The organism is Nostoc sp., from assembly GCF_036917575.1.
GTDB lineage: Bacteria > Cyanobacteriota > Cyanobacteriia > Cyanobacteriales > Nostocaceae > Nostoc.
Window position 1 is genome coordinate 54,548 of the sequence record NZ_JBALDC010000081.1, and the last position, 20,844, is coordinate 75,391.

14 protein-coding genes and 1 tRNA gene are annotated in these 20,844 nt (G+C 40.0%); 11 read left to right on the forward strand and 4 right to left on the reverse strand.

Annotated features, from left to right (window positions below; genetic code table 11):
- Positions 1–31 precede the first annotated feature (31 nt).
- From V7K79_RS24430 to V7K79_RS24455, 6 genes are all read left to right on the forward strand, one after another.
- On the forward strand, positions 32–4,537 hold the full coding sequence (locus V7K79_RS24430) for a DEAD/DEAH box helicase (RefSeq protein ID WP_335051254.1): 4,506 nt from the start codon (positions 32–34) through the stop codon (positions 4,535–4,537).
- Positions 4,476–6,356, forward strand: a complete 1,881-nt coding sequence (locus V7K79_RS24435) for a hypothetical protein (RefSeq protein ID WP_335051256.1) — start codon at positions 4,476–4,478, stop codon at positions 6,354–6,356. Before V7K79_RS24430 ends, V7K79_RS24435 begins: the two co-directional genes overlap by 62 nt.
- A gap of 177 nt (positions 6,357–6,533) precedes the next feature.
- Positions 6,534–7,673 (forward strand): glutamate--cysteine ligase, encoded by a 1,140-nt coding sequence (gene gshA, locus V7K79_RS24440; protein ID WP_335051258.1) that lies wholly within the window; start codon positions 6,534–6,536, stop codon positions 7,671–7,673.
- Positions 7,674–8,019: 346 nt separating this feature from the next.
- The gene (locus V7K79_RS24445; RefSeq protein WP_335051260.1) at positions 8,020–8,481 is read left to right on the forward strand and encodes a tRNA (cytidine(34)-2'-O)-methyltransferase; all 462 of its coding nucleotides are present in this window, start codon (positions 8,020–8,022) and stop codon (positions 8,479–8,481) included.
- 824 nt (positions 8,482–9,305) lie between these two features.
- The gene (locus V7K79_RS24450) at positions 9,306–11,588 is read left to right on the forward strand and encodes a peptidoglycan DD-metalloendopeptidase family protein (RefSeq protein ID WP_335051263.1); all 2,283 of its coding nucleotides are present in this window, start codon (positions 9,306–9,308) and stop codon (positions 11,586–11,588) included.
- A 165-nt stretch (positions 11,589–11,753) separates the two neighbouring features.
- A tRNA-Met gene (locus tag V7K79_RS24455) sits at positions 11,754–11,827 on the forward strand.
- A 146-nt stretch (positions 11,828–11,973) separates the two neighbouring features.
- On the opposite strand, the gene V7K79_RS24460 is transcribed toward V7K79_RS24455, so the two are convergent.
- The 3 genes from V7K79_RS24460 to V7K79_RS24470 are packed head-to-tail and all read right to left on the reverse strand — an operon-like array spanning position 11,974 to position 13,443.
- Entirely contained in the window at positions 11,974–12,402 is a 429-nt protein-coding gene (locus V7K79_RS24460; protein ID WP_335051265.1) for a hypothetical protein, read from the reverse strand.
- Complete coding sequence (locus V7K79_RS24465; RefSeq protein WP_335051267.1) at positions 12,399–13,253, reverse strand: FAD-binding domain-containing protein; 855 nt, start codon at positions 13,251–13,253, stop codon at positions 12,399–12,401. Before V7K79_RS24465 ends, V7K79_RS24460 begins: the two co-directional genes overlap by 4 nt.
- A gap of 52 nt (positions 13,254–13,305) precedes the next feature.
- Complete coding sequence (locus V7K79_RS24470) at positions 13,306–13,443, reverse strand: hypothetical protein (RefSeq protein ID WP_335051269.1); 138 nt, start codon at positions 13,441–13,443, stop codon at positions 13,306–13,308.
- A gap of 92 nt (positions 13,444–13,535) precedes the next feature.
- Between V7K79_RS24470 and V7K79_RS24475 the strand changes: the two genes are divergently transcribed.
- From V7K79_RS24475 to V7K79_RS24495, 5 genes are all read left to right on the forward strand, one after another.
- Entirely contained in the window at positions 13,536–14,003 is a 468-nt protein-coding gene (locus tag V7K79_RS24475; protein ID WP_335051271.1) for a WD40 repeat domain-containing protein, read from the forward strand.
- A gap of 132 nt (positions 14,004–14,135) precedes the next feature.
- On the forward strand, positions 14,136–14,615 hold the full coding sequence (gene bcp / locus V7K79_RS24480; protein ID WP_335051273.1) for a thioredoxin-dependent thiol peroxidase: 480 nt from the start codon (positions 14,136–14,138) through the stop codon (positions 14,613–14,615).
- Between the two features lie 101 nt (positions 14,616–14,716).
- On the forward strand, positions 14,717–15,343 hold the full coding sequence (locus V7K79_RS24485; protein ID WP_335051275.1) for a type I restriction endonuclease: 627 nt from the start codon (positions 14,717–14,719) through the stop codon (positions 15,341–15,343).
- A 3-nt stretch (positions 15,344–15,346) separates the two neighbouring features.
- Positions 15,347–16,504 carry a cysteine desulfurase family protein gene (locus tag V7K79_RS24490; protein ID WP_335051277.1) on the forward strand — a complete coding sequence of 386 codons (1,158 nt, stop codon included), beginning with the start codon at positions 15,347–15,349 and terminating at the stop codon, positions 16,502–16,504.
- Between the two features lie 345 nt (positions 16,505–16,849).
- Positions 16,850–18,781 (forward strand): alpha/beta hydrolase family protein, encoded by a 1,932-nt coding sequence (locus tag V7K79_RS24495; protein WP_335051279.1) that lies wholly within the window; start codon positions 16,850–16,852, stop codon positions 18,779–18,781.
- Between the two features lie 409 nt (positions 18,782–19,190).
- Here the strand turns inward: V7K79_RS24495 and V7K79_RS24500 are convergent, their stop codons facing one another.
- Complete coding sequence (locus tag V7K79_RS24500) at positions 19,191–20,432, reverse strand: pentapeptide repeat-containing protein (RefSeq protein ID WP_335051281.1); 1,242 nt, start codon at positions 20,430–20,432, stop codon at positions 19,191–19,193.
- Between the last annotated feature and the right edge of the window lie 412 nt (positions 20,433–20,844).

A 20,844-nucleotide genomic window follows, 5' to 3' on the forward strand; every position in this document is an offset into this window, starting at 1 on the left:
AGAAAACTTTGTTTCCAAAGGCAAGCAGTGGATGAACAACGCCCAAGTCAGAATCTATCGCCCCTTTAACACCCTAGAATTATCCATTACTACATCTTTCCATAAAATAGATTCTGAAGATTGGGGCTATACATTAGTCAGTTCGACAATTGATAGTTTGATCAGCAATATTGAAAGTCAAACAGCCCTTGAATCATATCCCGACTTTTGGCAGCGACGAGAGCGTGCTAACGAGTTAATATTTGATTTACTAGGCCAAGAGCCTCGCCTAGTCTATGTACGCCGCAAGGGCGCAGGTAGAAATCCTGGAGAAGAAATTTGGGATTTAATCATAGCAACAGATCAAGATGATTTCCAATTACCTGCAAGACTTAAGAAGCTAGGAAAAACACTAAGATTCATAGCAGTTGTAGAACAAGATGGAAGGGACGGTTTAAAGGTACTATCTGCTAAGTTGCTACAACTTTCACAAGGAAATGCTGATGGTTATGCTGTACCTTATCGTTTACGGTTGCTGCCTAATCATCAGTATCACATCAATATTCCGTCAACGGCATTGGCACGGATGGCAGCCATGCCTATATGCGGCCACCATCTACCTACAGAAGATCATCTGCGGATTTGGGAAGTATTTTTACAGATTGAGGAAAAAATCGCTAAAACAGGCCAATTTTGTGTACCTTTTTTCAGCCACAATGGCTTTGGAAGACCGATCACTTTTAAGATTGACGTAACCTCAGCTACTCTTGATGGTTCTGATGAAAATTCCTTAGCTGTGGAAAACTTCTGGGAACGTGTAAAACGAGCAAAAAATGAAGAGGTTAAACTGTTCGAGACTACTCCCACAGGACAAAGCTGGCGCAATAGCCGCCTATTAGGAACTATTGAAGAAATTGTCCCAAACAGTTGCATTATTCGTGTGAGTCTAGAAAGCGATTTAGCTGACTATATGGCAGCAGGGCGTTATCAGCTACCAGCTACCGGATTTTTGTTTTTCGAGGAAGTTGGTAACATCCAACAGATTAAACGCAAAAAAGAAGCCTTAGCACAATTAAGACAAGGACGTACCCAAAATCCCTATTTGGGAAACTTTTTATTCGACGCTTCCCAAGCAAGACCTATTCAAAAAACTGTCGAATTGCAACCAGAGGATTTGTTGTTATCCTCAGCTAATCCAAGTCAGAAAGCAGCAGTAGAAATGGTGCTTGCAGCTGAGGATTTAGTTCTAATTCAAGGGCCACCAGGTACTGGGAAAACTACCGTAATTGCCGAGATTTGCTATCAAGTTGCTCTGCGGGGTGGACGCACTCTAATTACTTCTCAAGCCAATTTAGCAGTAGATAACGCCCTGAGTCGATTAGTTCATAACCCAGTGATTCGGGCTGTGCGAAAGGGAAACGCCGAAAAAGTTGGAGTACAAGGACAGCCATTTTTAGAAAATCGAGTGATTGGCACATGGTTAGAAAATACTGCTACTGACTGCGAAAAAAATCTTGCTCAACGCCTCGATAATGTAAAAGTTTTACGTCAATTGCTGGCATCATCACAACGATTCACAGCATACCTGAAAGTAGAAGAGGTGTTTAAGAGAGAGCAGGATTTATTACAGATACGTAAAGCTAATTTAGAGTCAGCTTGTACGATCCAAATAAATGAATACAATCAAACCGCATCTCAACTAGGTGAGGTTGAATCTCTGAAAACTGCTTTAGAAGAATTGCTGAATCAAGCACCTTCAGTAAACTGGCAAGATCCAGCACTTCTTAATTTGTGGGCGGGTCTGAATAAATACACATCTACAGACGCTTCATTGCGAAACTTTGCTGCAAATCTTTGGTTAGCAATTGATTTGGCTTCTGAACTTGGTATGGTTCACCCAAATCACGGCTTATTTGATTTAGCTAGTTGGTTGTACAACACTGTAGCTTCTTGGATTACTGAAGTTCGCACAGCATTAGCCTACGCCAGTGATATAGCTATGGCAATGACCGAAGCGGAGTTAACTGCACAAACTTACACACAAAATTCAGAATCTCTTGCTCGTCTAAAGTCAAATCACAAACAATTTCTTACTAATCAGCAAAGCTTACAATCAAGAATTAAAAATCTACATAACCGTGAATCTGAGGTCAGTTTAGCAATAAATGACCTTGATATATGGCGGTCTACAGCTAATTTAAATATCGTCAATGTATTGAAGCACTGCTTACAAAAACGTCAAGACTTTATAGTTAACTTAATCTCATTACCTTCGGGATTACAAAGCATGACGATCGCAGATCAATATCTACCCTGGCAACAAAGTATTGATCAGTGTCGGTTGAAAGTCAATGAATTAATTCAAAAATATCGCCAATGGGATAGAGTATGCAGTCGGGTTACTGAAATCAGAGATTTACTCGTGCGGGGACGAAATCTACTAGGTAATCGCTCAATCAATGAAGCTGCTATTTCCCAGGTGAGCGTTAGTAACGCGCAAGACCCTGTGGAATCTCTCATAAAACTGAAGCAACTAGCACAAAATAGCATTGATTACATTGAGAAACCACTAGGGATCTGGGGTCAGATTATCGAATGGATACTTGCGGTTGCTGTCAACCAGCCAAGTTTGGATTCCATAGCTCAAAAATTACGTCCATATAGCCGCCGTTATGGTGCGGTGGTAACTCTTGAGGCTATTAGGAGACAAGCCCAGATTATACGTCAAAAAGTTCAACCTGTTGAAAGTGAATCGGCTATCTCCCAAATTACAGAGGTGGTAGTCAACGGCATAGTTATGAGTGCGCGTACATGGCTGAAGCAACTACAGACTGAAACCGAAAATGAGCAAAAGCAGCTTGAGGTTCAATTAAATGAACAGATGAGGTTAGCGACTAATGAACAGCAAAAAATATCTGCTAATCAAGAGCAGCTAGAAAATTATCGCAGTGAAGCTGACTTCAAATTTAAAAAAGCGATCGCACTTTCACAAGAACTTTCATCCTTTCCACACTTACCCAATGAATTAAGACTTTTAGTGCAACGATACCTCAATAATTCTTCAAATATTCTGACTGAATCCCCACAATTTACAGCAAAAATACGCAACTGGGAAAATCGGCTAAAACAACTTGATAGTTTGATTTCTTCAATCGATCCTTTTGCTACACTTTTGACTATCGAAGGCCTGCTGGTAATTCGCATTTCTAGCTTGCAGACAACAACTGAAACTTACAACAGCAAATTTTTAGAAATTCAAAGTCAAAGACAGAAAATTGTTGAGCATTTACAGCAGCAATTAGAATATATCTCAAATGAGCGAACTTGGTGGCAGTCAATTTGGGAAGCTATTCCTGGGGAATTCAAGCCTGAAGTTGATTCTACAGACTTGTTTAATCTGGAATTGTTACGCAATATCAAGACTCAGTTTGAATTTTGGCAACAGCAACTCCAAAATGAAGAAATTTATCTCAATCGATATCAGCACTTTGTCCAAGATTGGATAGGAAAATTAAGACAGCCAACGGAAGGTGATGCCTGCGGCGGGCTACGCCTACGCACAGATTTAAGGCGGATTTATCTAGATAATGCTAACGTTGTCGGTATCACTTGCGTTCAAGCCGCAAATTATGATTTTTCACAAGAATTTCAATACTTTGATGTTGTCATTATTGATGAAGTAAGTAAATGTACTCCTCCAGAGTTATTAATCCCAGCGTTGAAAGGCAAAAAGTTAGTCATGGTAGGCGATCATCGACAATTACCACCCATGCTTGATACGAATACTTTAGAGGAAGTTTCTCAAGAGATTGGCAGCACAAATACAGAACTAAAATTATTGCAAGAGTCACTGTTCAAAATTCAGTTTGAAACTGCTAATGATAACATCAAAGAAATGTTAAATATTCAATATCGAATGCACCCAATAATTATGGGGGCAATCAATCAGTTTTATAATGGTAAACTAGAATGTGGGATTTTAGAGCCGGATACAAAACGTGCACATAATTTAGCAGGCGAAATTATCCAAGAATATCACCATCTTATCTGGGTAAAAACGCCTGCAAGTAATGAGTTTAAAGAGGAAACTACAGGTACTTCATTCTTTAATATTCCAGAAATTAATGCGATTGAACGTCTATGTAAGCAATTTGAGACTACTTGGGCTTTTAGAGTTGCTAATGGTGAACCAAAAAAAGAAATCGCCGTGATTACTTTTTATGGCGCTCAACTCAGGAAAATTGATGAACGCTTGCAATCTAAACATTTTCCATCGCTACAAATCACCACTGGTACAGTAGACCGATTTCAAGGTATGGAACGACCTGTTGTAATTGTAAGTATGGTTCGCAATAATAATAGAGGAGATGTGGGATTTGCCAAGAAACCAGAACGAGTTAACGTTGCATTTTCCCGCGCTCAAGAATTACTAATAATTGTGGGTTGTCATTCGCTATTTACTCAACAGCGTGGACAAGTCGGGAGTATGTACTCCAATGTTTCAAACATCGTGCGTCTACATGGAGGTTTCATTGATGTTTCTCGCCTCTTCTGCTAAACCGATTGATGAAAACCTCAAAAAATTGGTAGACGAAATAGAAGTCCAAAGTCCTAGTTTATCAGTTTTAGCAGCACGTCAATTCCGTTATAGCTTGCGTCAAACTCCACTAGAAGTAAGCATCAAAGAACCCCGCCAGTTTAACGTACTCGAAGAATTTATCATCCGCGCTGCTATTGAATTTGAACCTCCGCCAACAGAAGAGGAATTAGCCTCTGTACTTGGACTTGATTCTGTATTTATTAAAACTACTACTACAACTCTTCGTTCCTTACAAACTCTATTACCAACATCACCACTAACAGTTACTCCTGAAGGTCGCTTATTTTATGAAAAAGGGTCTGTACCACAGCCGCCATATCCTATACAAATTAATGCTATTACAGACCCTTTAAGCAATAAAATAACCTTTCAATCTGAATCATTAAACGAGACAGTGATAAATTTGCCTGATTTGGCAGACTTTATAATTATTGATAATACAATTGCCGATATTGCTTCCTTACCGTTTGAGGAAATACAAAAAAGAATTCAAACTTCAGATTTAGCACTTCATGTACCAGAAGAGGGAAAAATCGTCACTTCATGTAAGGTAATAGCTTCGGCTCAAAAAATTTGGAAAAAGACATCATTTTTCGTTATCTTCGATGCTCTTGAAGATAAATTGAGTATTCAAATAAGAAATGGAAAGCAAATTTTAGAGTCAGCATCCAATTGGTTAGAAATTCTACACGTTGAAGGTAAAATCTCCTTGCAATCATTATGTAAATTATCAACTGAAACCATCCATTTGGAACGTGAAGCCATTCTCAAGCAGAAAAATACTGAAATAGAGGCTAGACTCGAAAATATTCGTAAAAAAGCGCTAGAAACTGCCACAAAAGTCAGTGTTGAAGTAGATAAACATAAAGCGATAGGTGAAGCCGTACAGTTACGAGATGGACAAATTAGCCAAGCTTTTTCAGAAATTTTAAATTCGGCTAAAAGTCAGCTTCTGATTTATTCTCCGTGGGTGAATCAGGTAGTCGTAAATGAAAATTTTATAACTCTATTACAGAAATTAGCGAATCGCGGAGTTTGGATTTTAATTGGACATGGAATTTCGCGGCGACAAGAAGATGAAGATAAACCGATTCCACCAGAAGTAGAGAAAAAACTTCGAGCGGTAAAAACGCCTGATGGTTTACCATCTGTACAGATTTTTTGGTTGGGAGATTCCCATGTCAAAGAAGTAATAGTTGATCAAGAAATCCATCTTTGTGGCTCTCATAACTGGCTATCTTATCGCGGTGATTACCTACCACGAGGCGAGTCAGTTTATAAAGTTACAATTCCCCATCAAGTCCAGGAAGCTTATGAATTTCTTGCTAATCGCTTCCAAAATCACGCTCAAAAATTATGGCAAAACGCTCTAGAAAACCGCGATTATGAACTAGCTGTAGAATCTTTATGTGTGTGGGGTGCGCTAGGTATGGAAGATGTTGTACTCCAAAAGATAGAGCAAAATAACTGGCTGGCACTTCTGCCTGTATGGTTGAATGTAGCACTTCAAGGATTAAGGTCAAAGAAGATACAACCTGATTCAGCAAGTTTTCAAACAGCACTTTCATTGCTGAGTAAAGTTTCTCTTGAACAAGCTTTTATTGAGTTATTACAACAGAGATGGCATAAAGTCATCGGCGCGATCGCAATTAACAATCCCGAAACTGCATTCAACTTACTTAGTGATGAGGTATGGGCGCAATTTATACGTCTCAAGATTGTTCGAGAGAGTGATTCACCCAATGATTTTATTTTATACTTATTTAACCCACACTAGGATATTTTTCATACTCCAATAGTAATAATTTATCATAATACAGCCCATAAATATACCGTTTGATTTCACAAGAATTGGCAATTAAATGATTCTTAACCTTTGACAGACTTAAAGATAGATCCAGAGATTCGTCTTGTTCGATACAATTTATAAGTAGAGAGAGCCGAGGAGAACAAGGTGGTCTTATTAAAAGGCTTTGAGATTGAGATATACACTGGCACGCCTCAAGGTGAAATCGTCGGTCTCTCCGACAATATTGTTGCGGCTTTAGATGGATTTATGCGCGAACCAGATAGCCGCAACGTTGAATACATAACCCAACCATCTCACAATTACGAAAATTTATTGTGTGCCTTGCTGCGTCCCAGGCGAGAGTTGCGAAACTACCTCAATCGTTTGGGCAATTACACCTTGATACCAGGGAGTACTTTATCTTTGGGTGGAAGCGATCGCTTTCAACGTTCCGATCCAGCAAATCCCTATCATGACTATATTGAAAACACCTACGGCACAAAAGTAGTTACCGCTAGCGTACACATAAATATAGGCATCAGCGACCCAGAAGTATTAATGCGGGCGTGTCGAGTCATTCGTATGGAAGCGCCCCTATTTCTCGCCCTCAGCGCCTCATCTCCCTTCTTAGATGGTAAAGCTACTGGCTATCACTCCACCCGTTGGGGCGTCTTTCCACAAACGCCCAGCCATGTCCCCTTATTTGCCAGCCACGCCGATCATATCCGGTGGGTGGAAGATCAACTCGTTGCCGGAACCATGCAGAATGTGCGGCATTTATGGGCATCAGTGCGACCAAATGGCGATCGCCGTCCTTATGACTTGAATCGCCTAGAATTGCGAATTTGCGATTTAGTCACAGATCCTATTGCCTTACTAGCAATTACTGCCTTATTAGAAGCGCGTTTGTTGCAAATAATCGAAAATCCCAGCATCGATCCGTTAACCCAAAGTACTTTCTCTGCTGAAGAACTTGTAACTCTGACTGCTGACAACGAAGCTGCTGCTGCTGCTGGTAGTCTTGATGCTCAGTTGAGGCATTGGCAAGATGGCAGAAACATTGTAGCAAGAGATTGGATTACTGAAATTTACCAAGATGTTTGGGCGATCGCCAAGCAACAAGGTTTTAGTTGTTTCCTTTCCCCTTTGCATAAAATTCTCTGCGAAGGCAATGAAGCTCAACAGTGGTTGCAGTTACACGCAGTCGGTTTTGATAGCCAGTGCGTGATCGCTCAGGCTATTATTGCCACCCAAGAGCGCGAAATTGAACTCGAAGACAAATTATGTTCTTCTCTTTTGGGTTAACTCAAATAGCCATTGGGGATTGGACATTGAGAAAACGCTTTGTTTATCCCCTTGCCTCCTCATCTCCCCACTCTTGTCTTCATACAAATGGTAGATTTTATTGCAGTCACTACCAGCTTTAAAATACATAAGTATTTACTTTTTCTACACAAAACTTAATATTTACCGATTTTAGTCAAATATCCTCTCAGCCATTGCTTTAGAATGATTTGTACTCGGTTTGAAAAATCTAATCGGTAGAAGATACTTGATTATTATTAAAAAAACCTATGAATAGCCTCTATCTTTTGGTAGGTTTAAAATTGGCAATAAATTGTTTTATACAAATACTTAAATTGTACGGATAATGCCTCAGGTAGTTTTAGTTAACCCGCAGATACCTCCTAATACGGGTAATATTGCCCGTACTTGTGCAGCCACGGGTACAGAGTTGCATTTGGTGGGCCCTTTGGGGTTTGAAATTAGCGATCGCTACCTCAAAAGAGCTGGCTTAGATTATTGGTCTTATGTAAAACTACATTATCACGAATCCCTCGAAGCCTTTAAAAGCATACATCAGGGGCGTGGCGGCAGATGGTTGGGTTATACAGTTGGTGGGAATTGTAATTATGTAAGCTTTCAGTTTAAACCTGATGATTGGCTATTGTTTGGTAGTGAAACCACGGGCTTACCACCAGCAATTCTGTCAGATTGCGATGCTACCCTATATATTCCCATGAGCCAATCGGGGGTTCGCAGCTTGAATCTGTCAGTAAGTGTAGCAATTGGCTTATTTGAAACCCGTCGTCAGTTAGGTTATTTACAATAGTTGTTTACAATAATTATATACATTCATATTATTAAGTAAATATACTTAATAATATTCTAGAAACTTATTAAACAATTTATTTTATGACTGCAAAAATTTTCTCTAATAGCAAGAATATGTAAAACAATATACCAAAAATTGTATTTATTGGCAAAATGTAGTGGAAGATACTTACAAGTATAGTAAAGTTATTATAAGAAATTTGTATATGAAACTTGGGATATTGCCAAATTTGAATGATAGATTTTGATGAATTTAAAACATCCTAAACTAGGAACGAAATTGCTAAAATCCAGTCATGTCTTATATTTGAGCTATTTTGGCTTAATAAAGGACAGAAATCAGCCCAAAAGTAGCCGATAGTTAATACGGTTGTTTTTTAGGGAATAATCAACGTAAAGTCTCATGTTGAGAAGGCGGATGGAGTAGAAATATCTTGAAGATATCTACAGCAGGGGGCATAACTTTTCCAGAAGTCGCCGCAATTTAATTCTCAGCAGCGACTTGGACTTGGCAAATAGTTTGTCTAGTCCCCGCAATTGACGCAAGACAAGCGCGGATAATGGTAAAAAGTTAAGATAAATCGTCCTAAGTGGTGTTAGGAGTGGTGTTAGGAGTGGTTCAGACAAGTAAACACTGCAAAATTTAAATTTTGCTAGCAGGTGTTGTGAACTTGTCTACATCAGAGAAACAGGTTAATCTTGCGTAAGCATCTCTGGTGAATGTGATCTCGATCTATCGTTCGTTGCGATCTAAATCATTGACTAGTATCCAACTGAAAAATCGAGATCAATTAAGCGCTAGCGATCAATAGGAGGTCGTCTTTGAAACGAGCATTAAAAAAGAGAGTAAAAGCTGTGTTGAACAATAACCCCAGCAGCGATGATGCCCCGGTAGAACTGCTAAATGTGATGAATCCAAAAGTGAACAGCCGGGTGCGGACAAAAGCAGCAATGATTGGCTTGGCAATCTCTATGGGAGCAACCAGCCTTTTGGTGACTCGACAAAGCGATCAAGCCCAAGCAGCAGTGCCAGTAGGCAGCCAAAAGGCAACCTCAACAATTCCTGCTGTTCCTGACACCAAGGTGAAATTCGCCTCCACTAAGCTCGAGTCCCAAGCAGTCTCATCAGTGAGCGTGCCGGAAAATCCTGTAATCGTGGAACCAACGGCAGTCTCACAAGTGCCTGGGCTTGAAGCTAAATGGCAAGTCGCGGCAAGTGGAATATCTTTGCAAGTTCCTGCATCAAACACGTTTTCTCAAACAAACGTAGGTTATAAAAATTCCACTTACCTAAAGCCCAAAGTGGCACAGGGATTGAACAATACCTTAGCCGAAACTAGTTTTCCAACAGTCAATAATCTGTCTGACTATAGTGTTGATAGTACAAACGCATCACTAACTGTCCAGCCACAAATAGTGGCAACATCTGGCGCAGCTAACAGTGAAATAAATGCACAACTGAAGGCGCAACAAGAGTTCGCACTAAATCGCTTACAAGAAAAGTCAAACCGTTTAAGAAAAAGTCTGGCGCAGTCACAGTCTGGAGAGACCCAAAATTTATCACAAGCTGATATAGAATTGGCGCTGCCGACAACTGTGGTTGAGAAAACTGCATTAGCAGTCCAGTTAGACACTTCTAGCAATGCAAGCCAAGCGAACCTGATATCGAAGTTAAAAAAGAAGACACAGACAAGTGCATCTGTACCATCGGCGCCAATAGTGATTGCCTCCTCGACACATACAGCGTACGAAGTTAAGCCTGGAGATACACTAGCAGCGATCGCCAGCAGATACAATACTTCAGTATCAGAACTAGTTAAAGCGAACAACCTCAATAATCCCAATGAGCTGCATATTAGTCAAAAACTAGTTATTCCTGCTGTTAAAGTTGAGGCAACTATAGCGAGTCAGCCCACTTTTGTGGAGTCTAGCAAAACTCCTCATGTTGCTACCTCCGCTTTGAATATTGGTAGTGCCAACTCATATCTACCTAGTTTACCATCACCAACTATTGCCAACAAAAGTAGCGTTGCTGTCCCTACACCAGTAACTGTACAGATTCAGGCAAATAGTGCGACCGACTTAGAAACTGCCTCCCCTACAGCTAAGTCTTATGGCATCGGTGGTGATATTCCAACGCCGCAAGCTTTTGCAGAAATGCAACAGCCTAATACACCAGTAAATAGAGTAGCAAGGGTAAACAATACCTATAATGACCGTTTGCGGGGATTACAAACGGAAATCCAGAGATTACAGCAGAAATATCGCGCTCAACAGTCTGGTAATTTAATTGCGCCAGCAACAGGGATTGAAGCTAATAATGCTGCAATACTCACTCCTATTTCTACTCCCAATAATTTCACCGCACCTAACCCTGTTTCTAGAACCAATAGAGTAGCAATACCAATTCCAGTTCCGACACCGATTCAAGGCAACTATAGCGTTCAGCCAGTTAAGCCCCAATTCCAGACTACTGCACGTGCTACCGAAGCAGTAAACCCAGAGTTCTTGCCTAATCTAGGTTCTGCTAGTCAGTGGACTCCATCTGGCACTCAATCTGCCACAAGGGTCGCAACGCCTTCTGGAAGAGTAAATGCCTCTGACTCTTTAGGAAAGATGCGAGGAACCACAGTTTCTCCACAGATAATGCCGCCTTTAGCAGCAGTGGATCAATATCTTCCTAGACCCATTGACGAACTTACACCTCCTCCATCTATTTCAACCTTGGCTTATATCTGGCCAACGAAGGGTACTCTCACTTCTGGCTTTGGTATGCGCTGGGGAAGACCGCACAAGGGAATTGATATTGCTAACTCCACTGGCACGCCAGTTGTTGCCTCTGCTGACGGTACAATAGAGAAAGCTGGCTGGAACAATGGTGGCTACGGCAACCTCGTCGAAATCCATCATCCTGATGGCAGCAGCACTCGTTATGCTCATAACAGCAAGATTCTGGTGCAACCGGGTCAACAGGTACACCAAGGAGAAACAATTGCTTTAATGGGTACTACTGGTCACAGCACTGGCCCACACAGCCACTTTGAAATTCATCCATCAGGTAAAGGTGCTGTTAATCCAATAGCCTTCCTACCGCAACGCCTGTAATTCTTAGTTGTCTTTAACTAAATCATTGCTTTGTTAGAAGAGGGACTTTACCTCCCTCTTCTATTCCTATTAACTCAATAGGAATAGAAGTTCTAACAAAATTCCTAAAGGAGCTAGTATTGAGCAAATTTGTATGCTATATTAGCTAATGATTTCAAAAAGTCTGGCTCAGTAGCTCAGTTGGTTAGAGCACGGGACTCATAAGCCTGGGGTCGTTGGTTCAACTCCGACCTGAGCCACTTTAAAAACAAAAATATAGGAGTGTTCAGCTTCTAGTCATCTGTACATTCACAAATTAATGTCGTTTTTCACACATTAATTTCGCTCTTTCACTAATTATTATCGTAGCTAGCCCCCAACCCTTCTCCCAAATTGAGAGAGATATTTAAGGTGAGGACTTTTGATAAACATAATTTTGAGCCACTTTCCAATAGCGCGAGAACCGTTTCAAGTCAATATAGCCGTCATAGTCAAAAAACGGTTCTACCTCTAAAACTTCTACTGCTATAGAACGCTCAATTTGATTACAGATATCATCAAATCGAGGACTGGGACTATCGGCTGTGACAACTAAATTGGCATCATGTTCTTGAGCAAAAGCTAAAATTTCTTGTGCCACATTGCCACGGCGAATAATAACAGGTAACTCTAGCAAACATTCGTAGATGAAAGTCAGACGTTTAAAACTCAATTGCCATTCCTCTATCAAAGCCTCATCCCAAACCCAGATAGCTGGGGCATCAGGGTATTTTTGCAATGTGGGATTATTTGGACTGAGGCAATCTCCATGTACCCAAACAATTGGTTTATTCATTTTTTACTTTTCTTTCCACGTGGCCAACTTTGGCTATTAGCTCGTTTACTAAATTCGCCTTTAGGAAAAAGTCGCTGTTCTAATTCTTCATAGCTGCCTTCAAAATCACAATGACCATAAAGGGGACATTTATGGCAATAAATGTTTTTGGTATAGCGTTCTAAGTTTTCACGATTGAAAAAATACGGTTTCTGACTAAAAGTGCTAGCAACCCACTGCCATGACATATTATTACTAGCAGGATCTCCATCTAAAAGATGTTCCAAAAACCATTTGGCTCCTGCTTGCCAACGAATACGCCGCCAATGGACAATATAAGCAGCTAGCCACATTCGTGCGTGGTTATGTAAATAGCCAGTTTCTCTCAAATCACCACTGAAACTGTCAATGCAAACTCTGCCTGTAGTTCCTTCTCTAATATCTTGCGGCAATTTTGGTGCATATTCGCTCACACTGTAACCTGTTTTGTACTCTTCCTGGTCTTTCCAAATTCCATCCCCTAACTTGATATACAATCGTTGCCAGTAGTCGCGCCAACCTAACTCATTAATTAGTTTCGTAGCTTCATCTTGGTTTTGTACCTGGTCAAGGACGTAATCTCGAATTTCTTGTAAACTCAAAACACCATAGCGGATATAAGGCGAAAGTCGCGTGACTGCACCTGTGAAAAAATTACGTGTTTGGGCGTAGCGAAGTGGGTCGATTTTTTGCAGCGCTTCTTGTGCTGCTTTGTGTCCTCCCACAGTTTCGCTGATGTGGTCATCGCGTTCTGCTGCACCTGGGAATTGTTCGCGCAGGTAGGCCACCAACTCATCACGGTTGGTAAATTGGCGTTGCATATCTTTAGTCATGTGAACTTTAAAGGGTGGGAATAAATAAAAATATCTGTAGGTTAAGTTATTATTATCGCGGATCAATATAAGCGATCGCTCTCATCCTGATGAGAGAACTTAAGCAAAGATGAATGAGTGCGATCGCATTGATGCCTATTTTCTCCAGCTTATCAGTAAGTAAAGCTAAGATATCAGATAAATCTGTCACTTTTCAAGACGATAAGCCTGTGCATCAATCTTAACTGCCAAAATACTGACAACCCTGATAATCTACTACGCTGTCAAAGCTGCGCCTCTGAATTGCTACTAAAAGGATGTTATCAAATAACACGACCTATAGGCAAAGGTGGCTTTGCTAGAACATTTGAGGTAAGTGACAAAACAATACAGGTATGGCCAAAACGCATTCTAATCGGGCATTCAGAGTGCATTAATTGTCTTGCCATTAGTCCAGATTCTCAAATACTAGTTAGTGGTAGCGATGACAAAACAATAAACTTATGGAACCTCAATACTGGGGAGAAAATTTGTACTCTTCTAGGACATACAGGACTAGTTTTGAGTGTAGCATTTAGTCCTAACGGTAAGAATTTAGTGAGTGGCAGTGATGACGGAAAAATTAAACTTTGGGATCTCAGTACCAAAGAAGATATTTGTACTCGCAATGGGCATTCAGGTAGCGTGAATGCACTTGTGTTTAGCCTTGATGGACAAATTGTTATTAGCGGTGGTGGGGACAATATGATCAAGATGTGGCGAATATATTAGCTAGAGACAAAAGTAACAGACCTATTTATATGAATTGAGAAGCTGCTAATTAATTTTAGACACTGACAAATAATAACGAGCGCTCAATATATGTAGAATTATAAAACGCTCACAATCTCTCAGACCCTCATCATGAGCAACATTCCCCAAGTCGGACAACCTGCGCCAGATTTCTTCACCCCTGACCAAAATGGTAATGCAGTTACTTTCGACGACCTCAGCAGTCAGTGGGTTGTCCTCTACTTTTATCCCAAAGATGACACACCCGGTTGTACCACCGAAGCGAAAGATTTCACCGAGTTGTATCAAGACTTCAGCGAACTGGGAGCAAAAATCTTAGGTGTAAGCCCAGATTCAGGTAAATCCCATTGTAAATTTATCAGCAAACATAACTTGTCAATTACCCTTTTAAGTGACCCAGAACATATTTTGACAGAAGCCTACGGTGCTTGGCGCTTAAAAAAATTTATGGGCAAAGAATATATGGGTGTTGTTCGCTCAACCTTTCTAATTTCACCTGATAAAATTATTGTCTATACTTGGCCTAATGTGAAAACCAAAGGTCACGCTCAAGCAGTTTTAACTAAATTACAGGAATTAGCAGCCACCTAACGCAACTGAATGCAGGTATAGTTACAGCAATGCTACGTAATATTGCTCTAGAAACTGCCAGCGTGATAATTAAGGTCAAGCGAAAATTAATTATATAAATTATGGTTCAATTTATCCAAGCACAAAATGTCGGGCTTGCCTATTTGGAAGAAAGATTTAATCTACAGCTAGCCGAAGATGAGGCATTCTTTACAGAATGGTTTGAAAATTTACCGGAAATTACAGATTTAGAAAACCAAGATTTAGACAGAGTAAAACTTCATTTTTTACGTTTAATTAAGCGTCCTCCTTTATCAGAGGAAACGGTGAAATTAATAGTTTTATCTCCTTTACTCAATTTAGCTGGATTTTATGATGAGCCTTTTTATATGAGAGGCGAGCAATCAATAGAAATTTCTACGGAAGATGAAGGAGAAATTATTAGAGGTATAATTGATATTTTAGTTATTCAAGAACAATTATGGTTGTTAATAATTGAATCTAAAAGGTCTAGCTTTTCTCTTTTGGAAGCCATACCTCAAGCACTTGTTTATATGCTAGCTAATCCTAATCAAGACAAACCTAGTTTTGGATTAGTAACAAATGGTAGTGATTTTATTTTTGTAAAACTTACTAAAGAAAATATACCAAAGTATGCTTTATCTGATGAATTTACACTTTTGAAACGAAAAAGCGAACTGTATCAGGTTCTAAGTGTATTAAGAAATTTGAGTCAAATTTTGAGTTAATTTATGTCTATTCGCCCTATCTACCTTGATTGTCACGCTACCACACCTGTAGATGAACGGGTATTAGCAGCAATGCTTCCTTATTTTACAGAACACTTTGGCAATCCAGCTAGTATTAGTCACGTTTACGGTTGGGAAGCAGAAGCTGCTGTGAAGCAAACACGAGAAATTTTAGCAGCAGCAATCAACGCTACACCAGAAGAAATTGTTTTTACGAGTGGGGCAACAGAAGCAAATAATCTAGCTATTAAAGGTGTTGCCGAAGCTTATTTTAAAAAAGGTCAGCATATTATTACTATTGCCACTGAACATAGTGCAGTGATCGATCCTTATAATTATTTAAAAAATCTCGGTTTTGAAATTACTATTCTCCCTGTCCAAAAAGATGGATTGATTGATTTAACTGAGTTAAAAAATGCTTTCCTTCCTGAGACTATTTTAGTATCGGTGATGGCTGCAAATAACGAAATTGGCGTATTACAGCCATTGGCAGAAATTGGGGAAATGTGCCATGAACACCAAATCCTATTTCACACCGATGCTGCCCAAGCTATTGGTAAAATTCCCTTGGATGTGCAAGCGATGAAAATTGATTTGATGTCGCTCACAGCACATAAAGTATATGGGCCCAAAGGTATTGGAGCGCTGTTCGTCCGCAGGCGCAACCCCAGAGTGCAACTAGCTCCCCAGCAGCACGGCGGCGGACACGAGCGGGGGATGCGCTCTGGTACATTGTATACACCGCAAATTGTCGGCTTTGGCAAAGCTATAGAAATCGCTTTGGCTGAACAAAAGACAGAAACCCAACGCCTCACCCAGTTAAGACAAAGATTGTGGCAACAGCTTTCGCAAGTTGAAGGAATTCATTTCAACGGACATCCTCAACAGCGATTGGCGGGAAACTTGAATATCAGTGTTGAGGGAGTGGATGGAGCCGCACTTTTGTTAGGATTGCAGCCAGTAATGGCAGTTTCTTCTGGATCTGCTTGTTCGTCAGCAACTACTGCACCTTCCCATGTTCTTACAGCACTTGGATATTCAGAAAAGCTAGCTTATGCCTCAGTGCGGTTTGGTATTGGACGGTTTACTACAGAAGAAGAGATTGATATTGTGGCGAAACATGCGATCGCTACGATTCAAAGTTTACAAAATCAACAGTAAGTATGAATGTCTCTAAACCTGGGTCATCATATTAACTGCTCTATAGCGATCGCCTGCTCAATGATCATCTTTTCCATAATTGCTATATTCTGCTTCCAATCTCATACTTGTCAATACTCCACTACCTGAATCTTTACCAATACCCACAAGCCTTGGAAGAAGCACAGGAATTGGATTTAGATTATCGTTGTATAGTGGACAAACTTTGTTTGTTGAAAATTATTGATGTGAACAAGTCAATCCTATGACTACATCTTAGTTTTTTCTATTTTTTAGGAAATCGAACATTAGGTGATGGTACGTTCGATAATAGGATTAATTATTGAATTTAAGGAGCTTTAGTGTGTGATTCAACCGAAAATAGCATCTTACGGTTCTTGGAAATCTCCTATTACAACAGACTTAATTACTGCCCGTACAATCGGATTGGGGCAAATAGCTCTTGATGGCGAAGACATTTATTGGAGCGAGTTACGACCGTCTGAACAAGGTAAAACTGTAATTGTAAAACAGAATGTCAACCATCAAATTCAGGATATAACTCCTATCCCTTTCAATGTACGTACCCGTGTTCATGAATATGGTGGTAACTGTTTTTTAGTCGTTGATGGTACTGTTTACTTCAGCAATTTTGCAGATCAACGTCTCTATCGTCAGGAGATGAATACTGAACCACAAGCTATCACACCAGAAACTGCTGTGCGCTATGCAGACGGAATTTTTGACCGTCAACGCCACCAAATTATTTGTGTATCTGAGGATCATACTATTGCTGGTCGTGAGCCGATCAATACACTAGTGAGTTTGGGATTAGAAGGAGATAGCAGAACTTTAGTCTCAGGAAACGACTTTTACGCTTCACCACGTCTTAGTCCTGATGGCTCACGCTTGGCTTGGCTGGTTTGGAACCATCCAAATATGCCGTGGGATGGAACTCAACTGTGGGTAGGAGAACTTTTAGCAGATGGCAGTTTAGGTAATACTCAACAAATTGCAGGTGATGTCAATGAATCCATATTCCAACCGGAGTGGTCTAGCGATGGCAAAGTGTACTTTGTCAGCGATCGCAGTGGTTGGTGGAATCTCTACCGTTGGCAAGATGGAAATATCGAAGCATTGACACAAATGGAGGCAGAGTTTGGTTGTCCCCTATGGGTTTTAGGCGCGTCGACATATTCTTTCGAGTCTGCTAACCGCATTATCTGCACATATAGCCAACAAGGTATTTGGTACTTAGCAAGTCTTGACACAACAACAAATCAATTGAAACTATTGCCAACTCCATATACAGAAATTAGTGGTGTCAAAGCAACTACAGGAAAAGTAGTTTTTCGCGCCAGTTCTCCAACTGAGTTAACAGCTATTGTACAACTTGATTTGGCTACTGAAAAATTAGAAGTGTTACGCCGCTCTAGTGATGTCACGATTGATCCTGGTTATCTTTCCCTGCCACAGCCAATTGAGTACCCGACAGCCGACGGTCAAACTGCCTATGCTATATTTTATCCGCCCCAAAACCGTGATTACACTGCTCCTGAAACTGAAAAGCCTCCTGTGATTGTCAAAAGTCACGGTGGCCCAACCGCAGCTGCTTCTAGTGACCTCAGCTTTGAGATTCAATACTGGACTAGCCGAGGTATAGCAGTTTTAGACGTAAATTATGGTGGTAGTACAGGTTATGGGCGAGAGTATCGCCAAAGATTAGATGGTCAGTGGGGAATTGTGGATGTTGATGATTGCGTCTTTGCTGCGTTGTACCTTGTAAACCAGGGTATAGTTGACGGCGAGCGTTTGGCAATTTCTGGTGGTAGTGCGGGTGGTTATACAACACTTTGTGCCTTGACTTTCCGTAATACTTTCAAAGTCGGTGCCTGCTACTATGGAGTCAGTGACTTAGAAGCTTTAGCACAGGATACACATAAATTTGAATCGCGTTACTTGGAACGTTTAATTGGTGCTTATCCACAACAGCGTCAGATTTATCAACAGCGCTCACCAATCAACCATACCGATCGTCTTGCTTGCCCAATCATTTTTTTCCAAGGGCTAGAAGATAAAGTTGTTCCACCAAATCAAACACAAGCAATGGTAAAAGCGTTGCAGATTAAAGGTCTGCCAGTAGCTTACATTCCCTTTGAGGGTGAGCAGCATGGCTTTCGCAAAGCCGAAAATATCAAAAAATCACTAGAAGCTGAACTCTACTTTTATTCACGTATTTTCTCCTTTGAACTGAGTGAACCAATTGAACCAATAATTATTGAAAATACCCCTTTCTAAATTTTATAGCAGGAGGCAGGAGGCAGGAGGCAGAAGGTAAAACTATTACTATTCCTAGCTTTCACTCTTTTAAAATGTCCTAACCTATGTGACTACGGCTATACCTACTATGTCAGCGCGATGGCAACTGTGTTAAAAACTTCTCGGTGTTTCATAATTGTTAGTGATTTAAATTGCAAAAAATTTAGACTGATAGAGAATATTTATCAGGTTTTTGGCAATTTTTTAGTTTTGGGTACTAATACCAATTCGTAATTCGTAATTAAGAAAGCTAGACTATATCTGGGTTTGAGGGTTTGAATGTATTGCCTCATTTTCGAGAATTGGTATAAATTAAACACGATAGGGATGCATAGTTATACGTCCCTATCGTGTAATCAAGTTTTAGATGCTGAAACTTTAGTTTTTATTATCGCCAATGTTGGGGTATTTTCAGATTTTCCGGTAGGATAGTTGTGCGATCGCCAATTGCTTGTGCAATCTGCTGTGATTCTACATTTTCTGAGCCGCTCAAGTTTGCTCCACAGAGATTAGCTTCTTGGAGATTAGCTTCTTGGAGGTCAGCGGTACTCAGTAATGCACTTTCTAGATTAGCGCCAGCCAGTTTTGCTCTTTGTAAGTTACTACCAATCAGGTTTGCATCTTGGAGATTGCTACCCTCGAAGTTGACTTCTTCCAAGTTGGCATCACAAAGGATTGCTCCTTCCAAGTTGGCATCACAAAGAACTGCTCCTTCCAAGTTGGCATCACAAAGGATTGCTCCTTCCAAGTTGGCATCGTAAAGGATTGCTTGGGAAAGGTTCGCTTTTCTAAGAGCTGCGCCTTGGAGATTGGCTTCTGGGAGGATTGCTTTTTGCAGGTTGGCTTCATAGAAGATTGAGCCACAAAGATAGGTCACTGATAAGTCTGCTTCACAGAGGTTTACTCTGGTAAAATTGACCCATTGCAAGTTAGCTCCGACAAAAATTGCTCTAGAGAGATTAGCTTCTGTTAAGTCTGCATTACTGAGGTCTGTATTGCGTAAGTCGAGTTTCTGATTGACCGGATCTTTATATGAGTCGCGTCTACCAATGACAGTTAAGGCTGTTTGAATATCTGTAGGAAGTTTTGATGATTGCAGTAAATCATTCTCGTATTCCATATTCACCGGGGCATTCTCGCGGATAAAAGCAGCGAGGATTTCCATGATTGTCCAATGATCTTTTGGAGAATCTTTGGCAATTTGTTCTAAAGCATAAATTGCGGCAAATCGCGTTTCAATCTTTTCATTTCCCAGTTGTTCAATCGCTTTAGAAAAGCGTTCGGAAACAATTTCTTGTGGAGTTGATTGTGTCTGATTAATACAATTTACAATATTGTTATCCCAAGCTAGTGTTCCAGCTAGGAGTTGCGTTAAAAAGCTGTGATTCTCATCTAAAGAAAGTCTGGAAGTATAGTAACCATTAAGAATTAATGCCAATCCCCCAATAATTATGGCAATTATTGTTAATGCTTGAGTGATGTATTCAATTTTTTCTTGATTTGAAAATCCTTGAATATTTTCAAAAAATAATATAATTAGAGTGAATGATAAAATAAATATAACTGAGACAAATATCAATAAAGTTGCGAGTCCATTGGTCTTCATGAAAGACATGTCATAAGTCTTCATATCTGACTCCTTACGGAAATAAATTTAGGTTGATTCTAAGAGTATCTGCCAAGTTATGATAGAGTAAAAACACGGATAAAATGAGCTAAATATTAAATCTACTATATAAAAGTTATATATATAACAATCCTGAATCATTCACAATCAATAAGATTATCGACTTCTTAGAGAAGTCAGTGAGGTGATTATTTACGAATGATTAGACATTTGGTGCAGTCAAATATGCGTTAATAACTTGCAAAAAATAAATTATCCTAAATTATAGCAGGAGGCAGCTATGCTGGAGGTAAAACTATTACTATTCCTAGCTTTCACTATTTTAAAATGTCCTAACCTATGTGACTGCGGCTATATCCCTCTTCTGTCACTTTCCGGTTATTCTAAATAAAAGGATTAGAAGAAAAAACTCTGC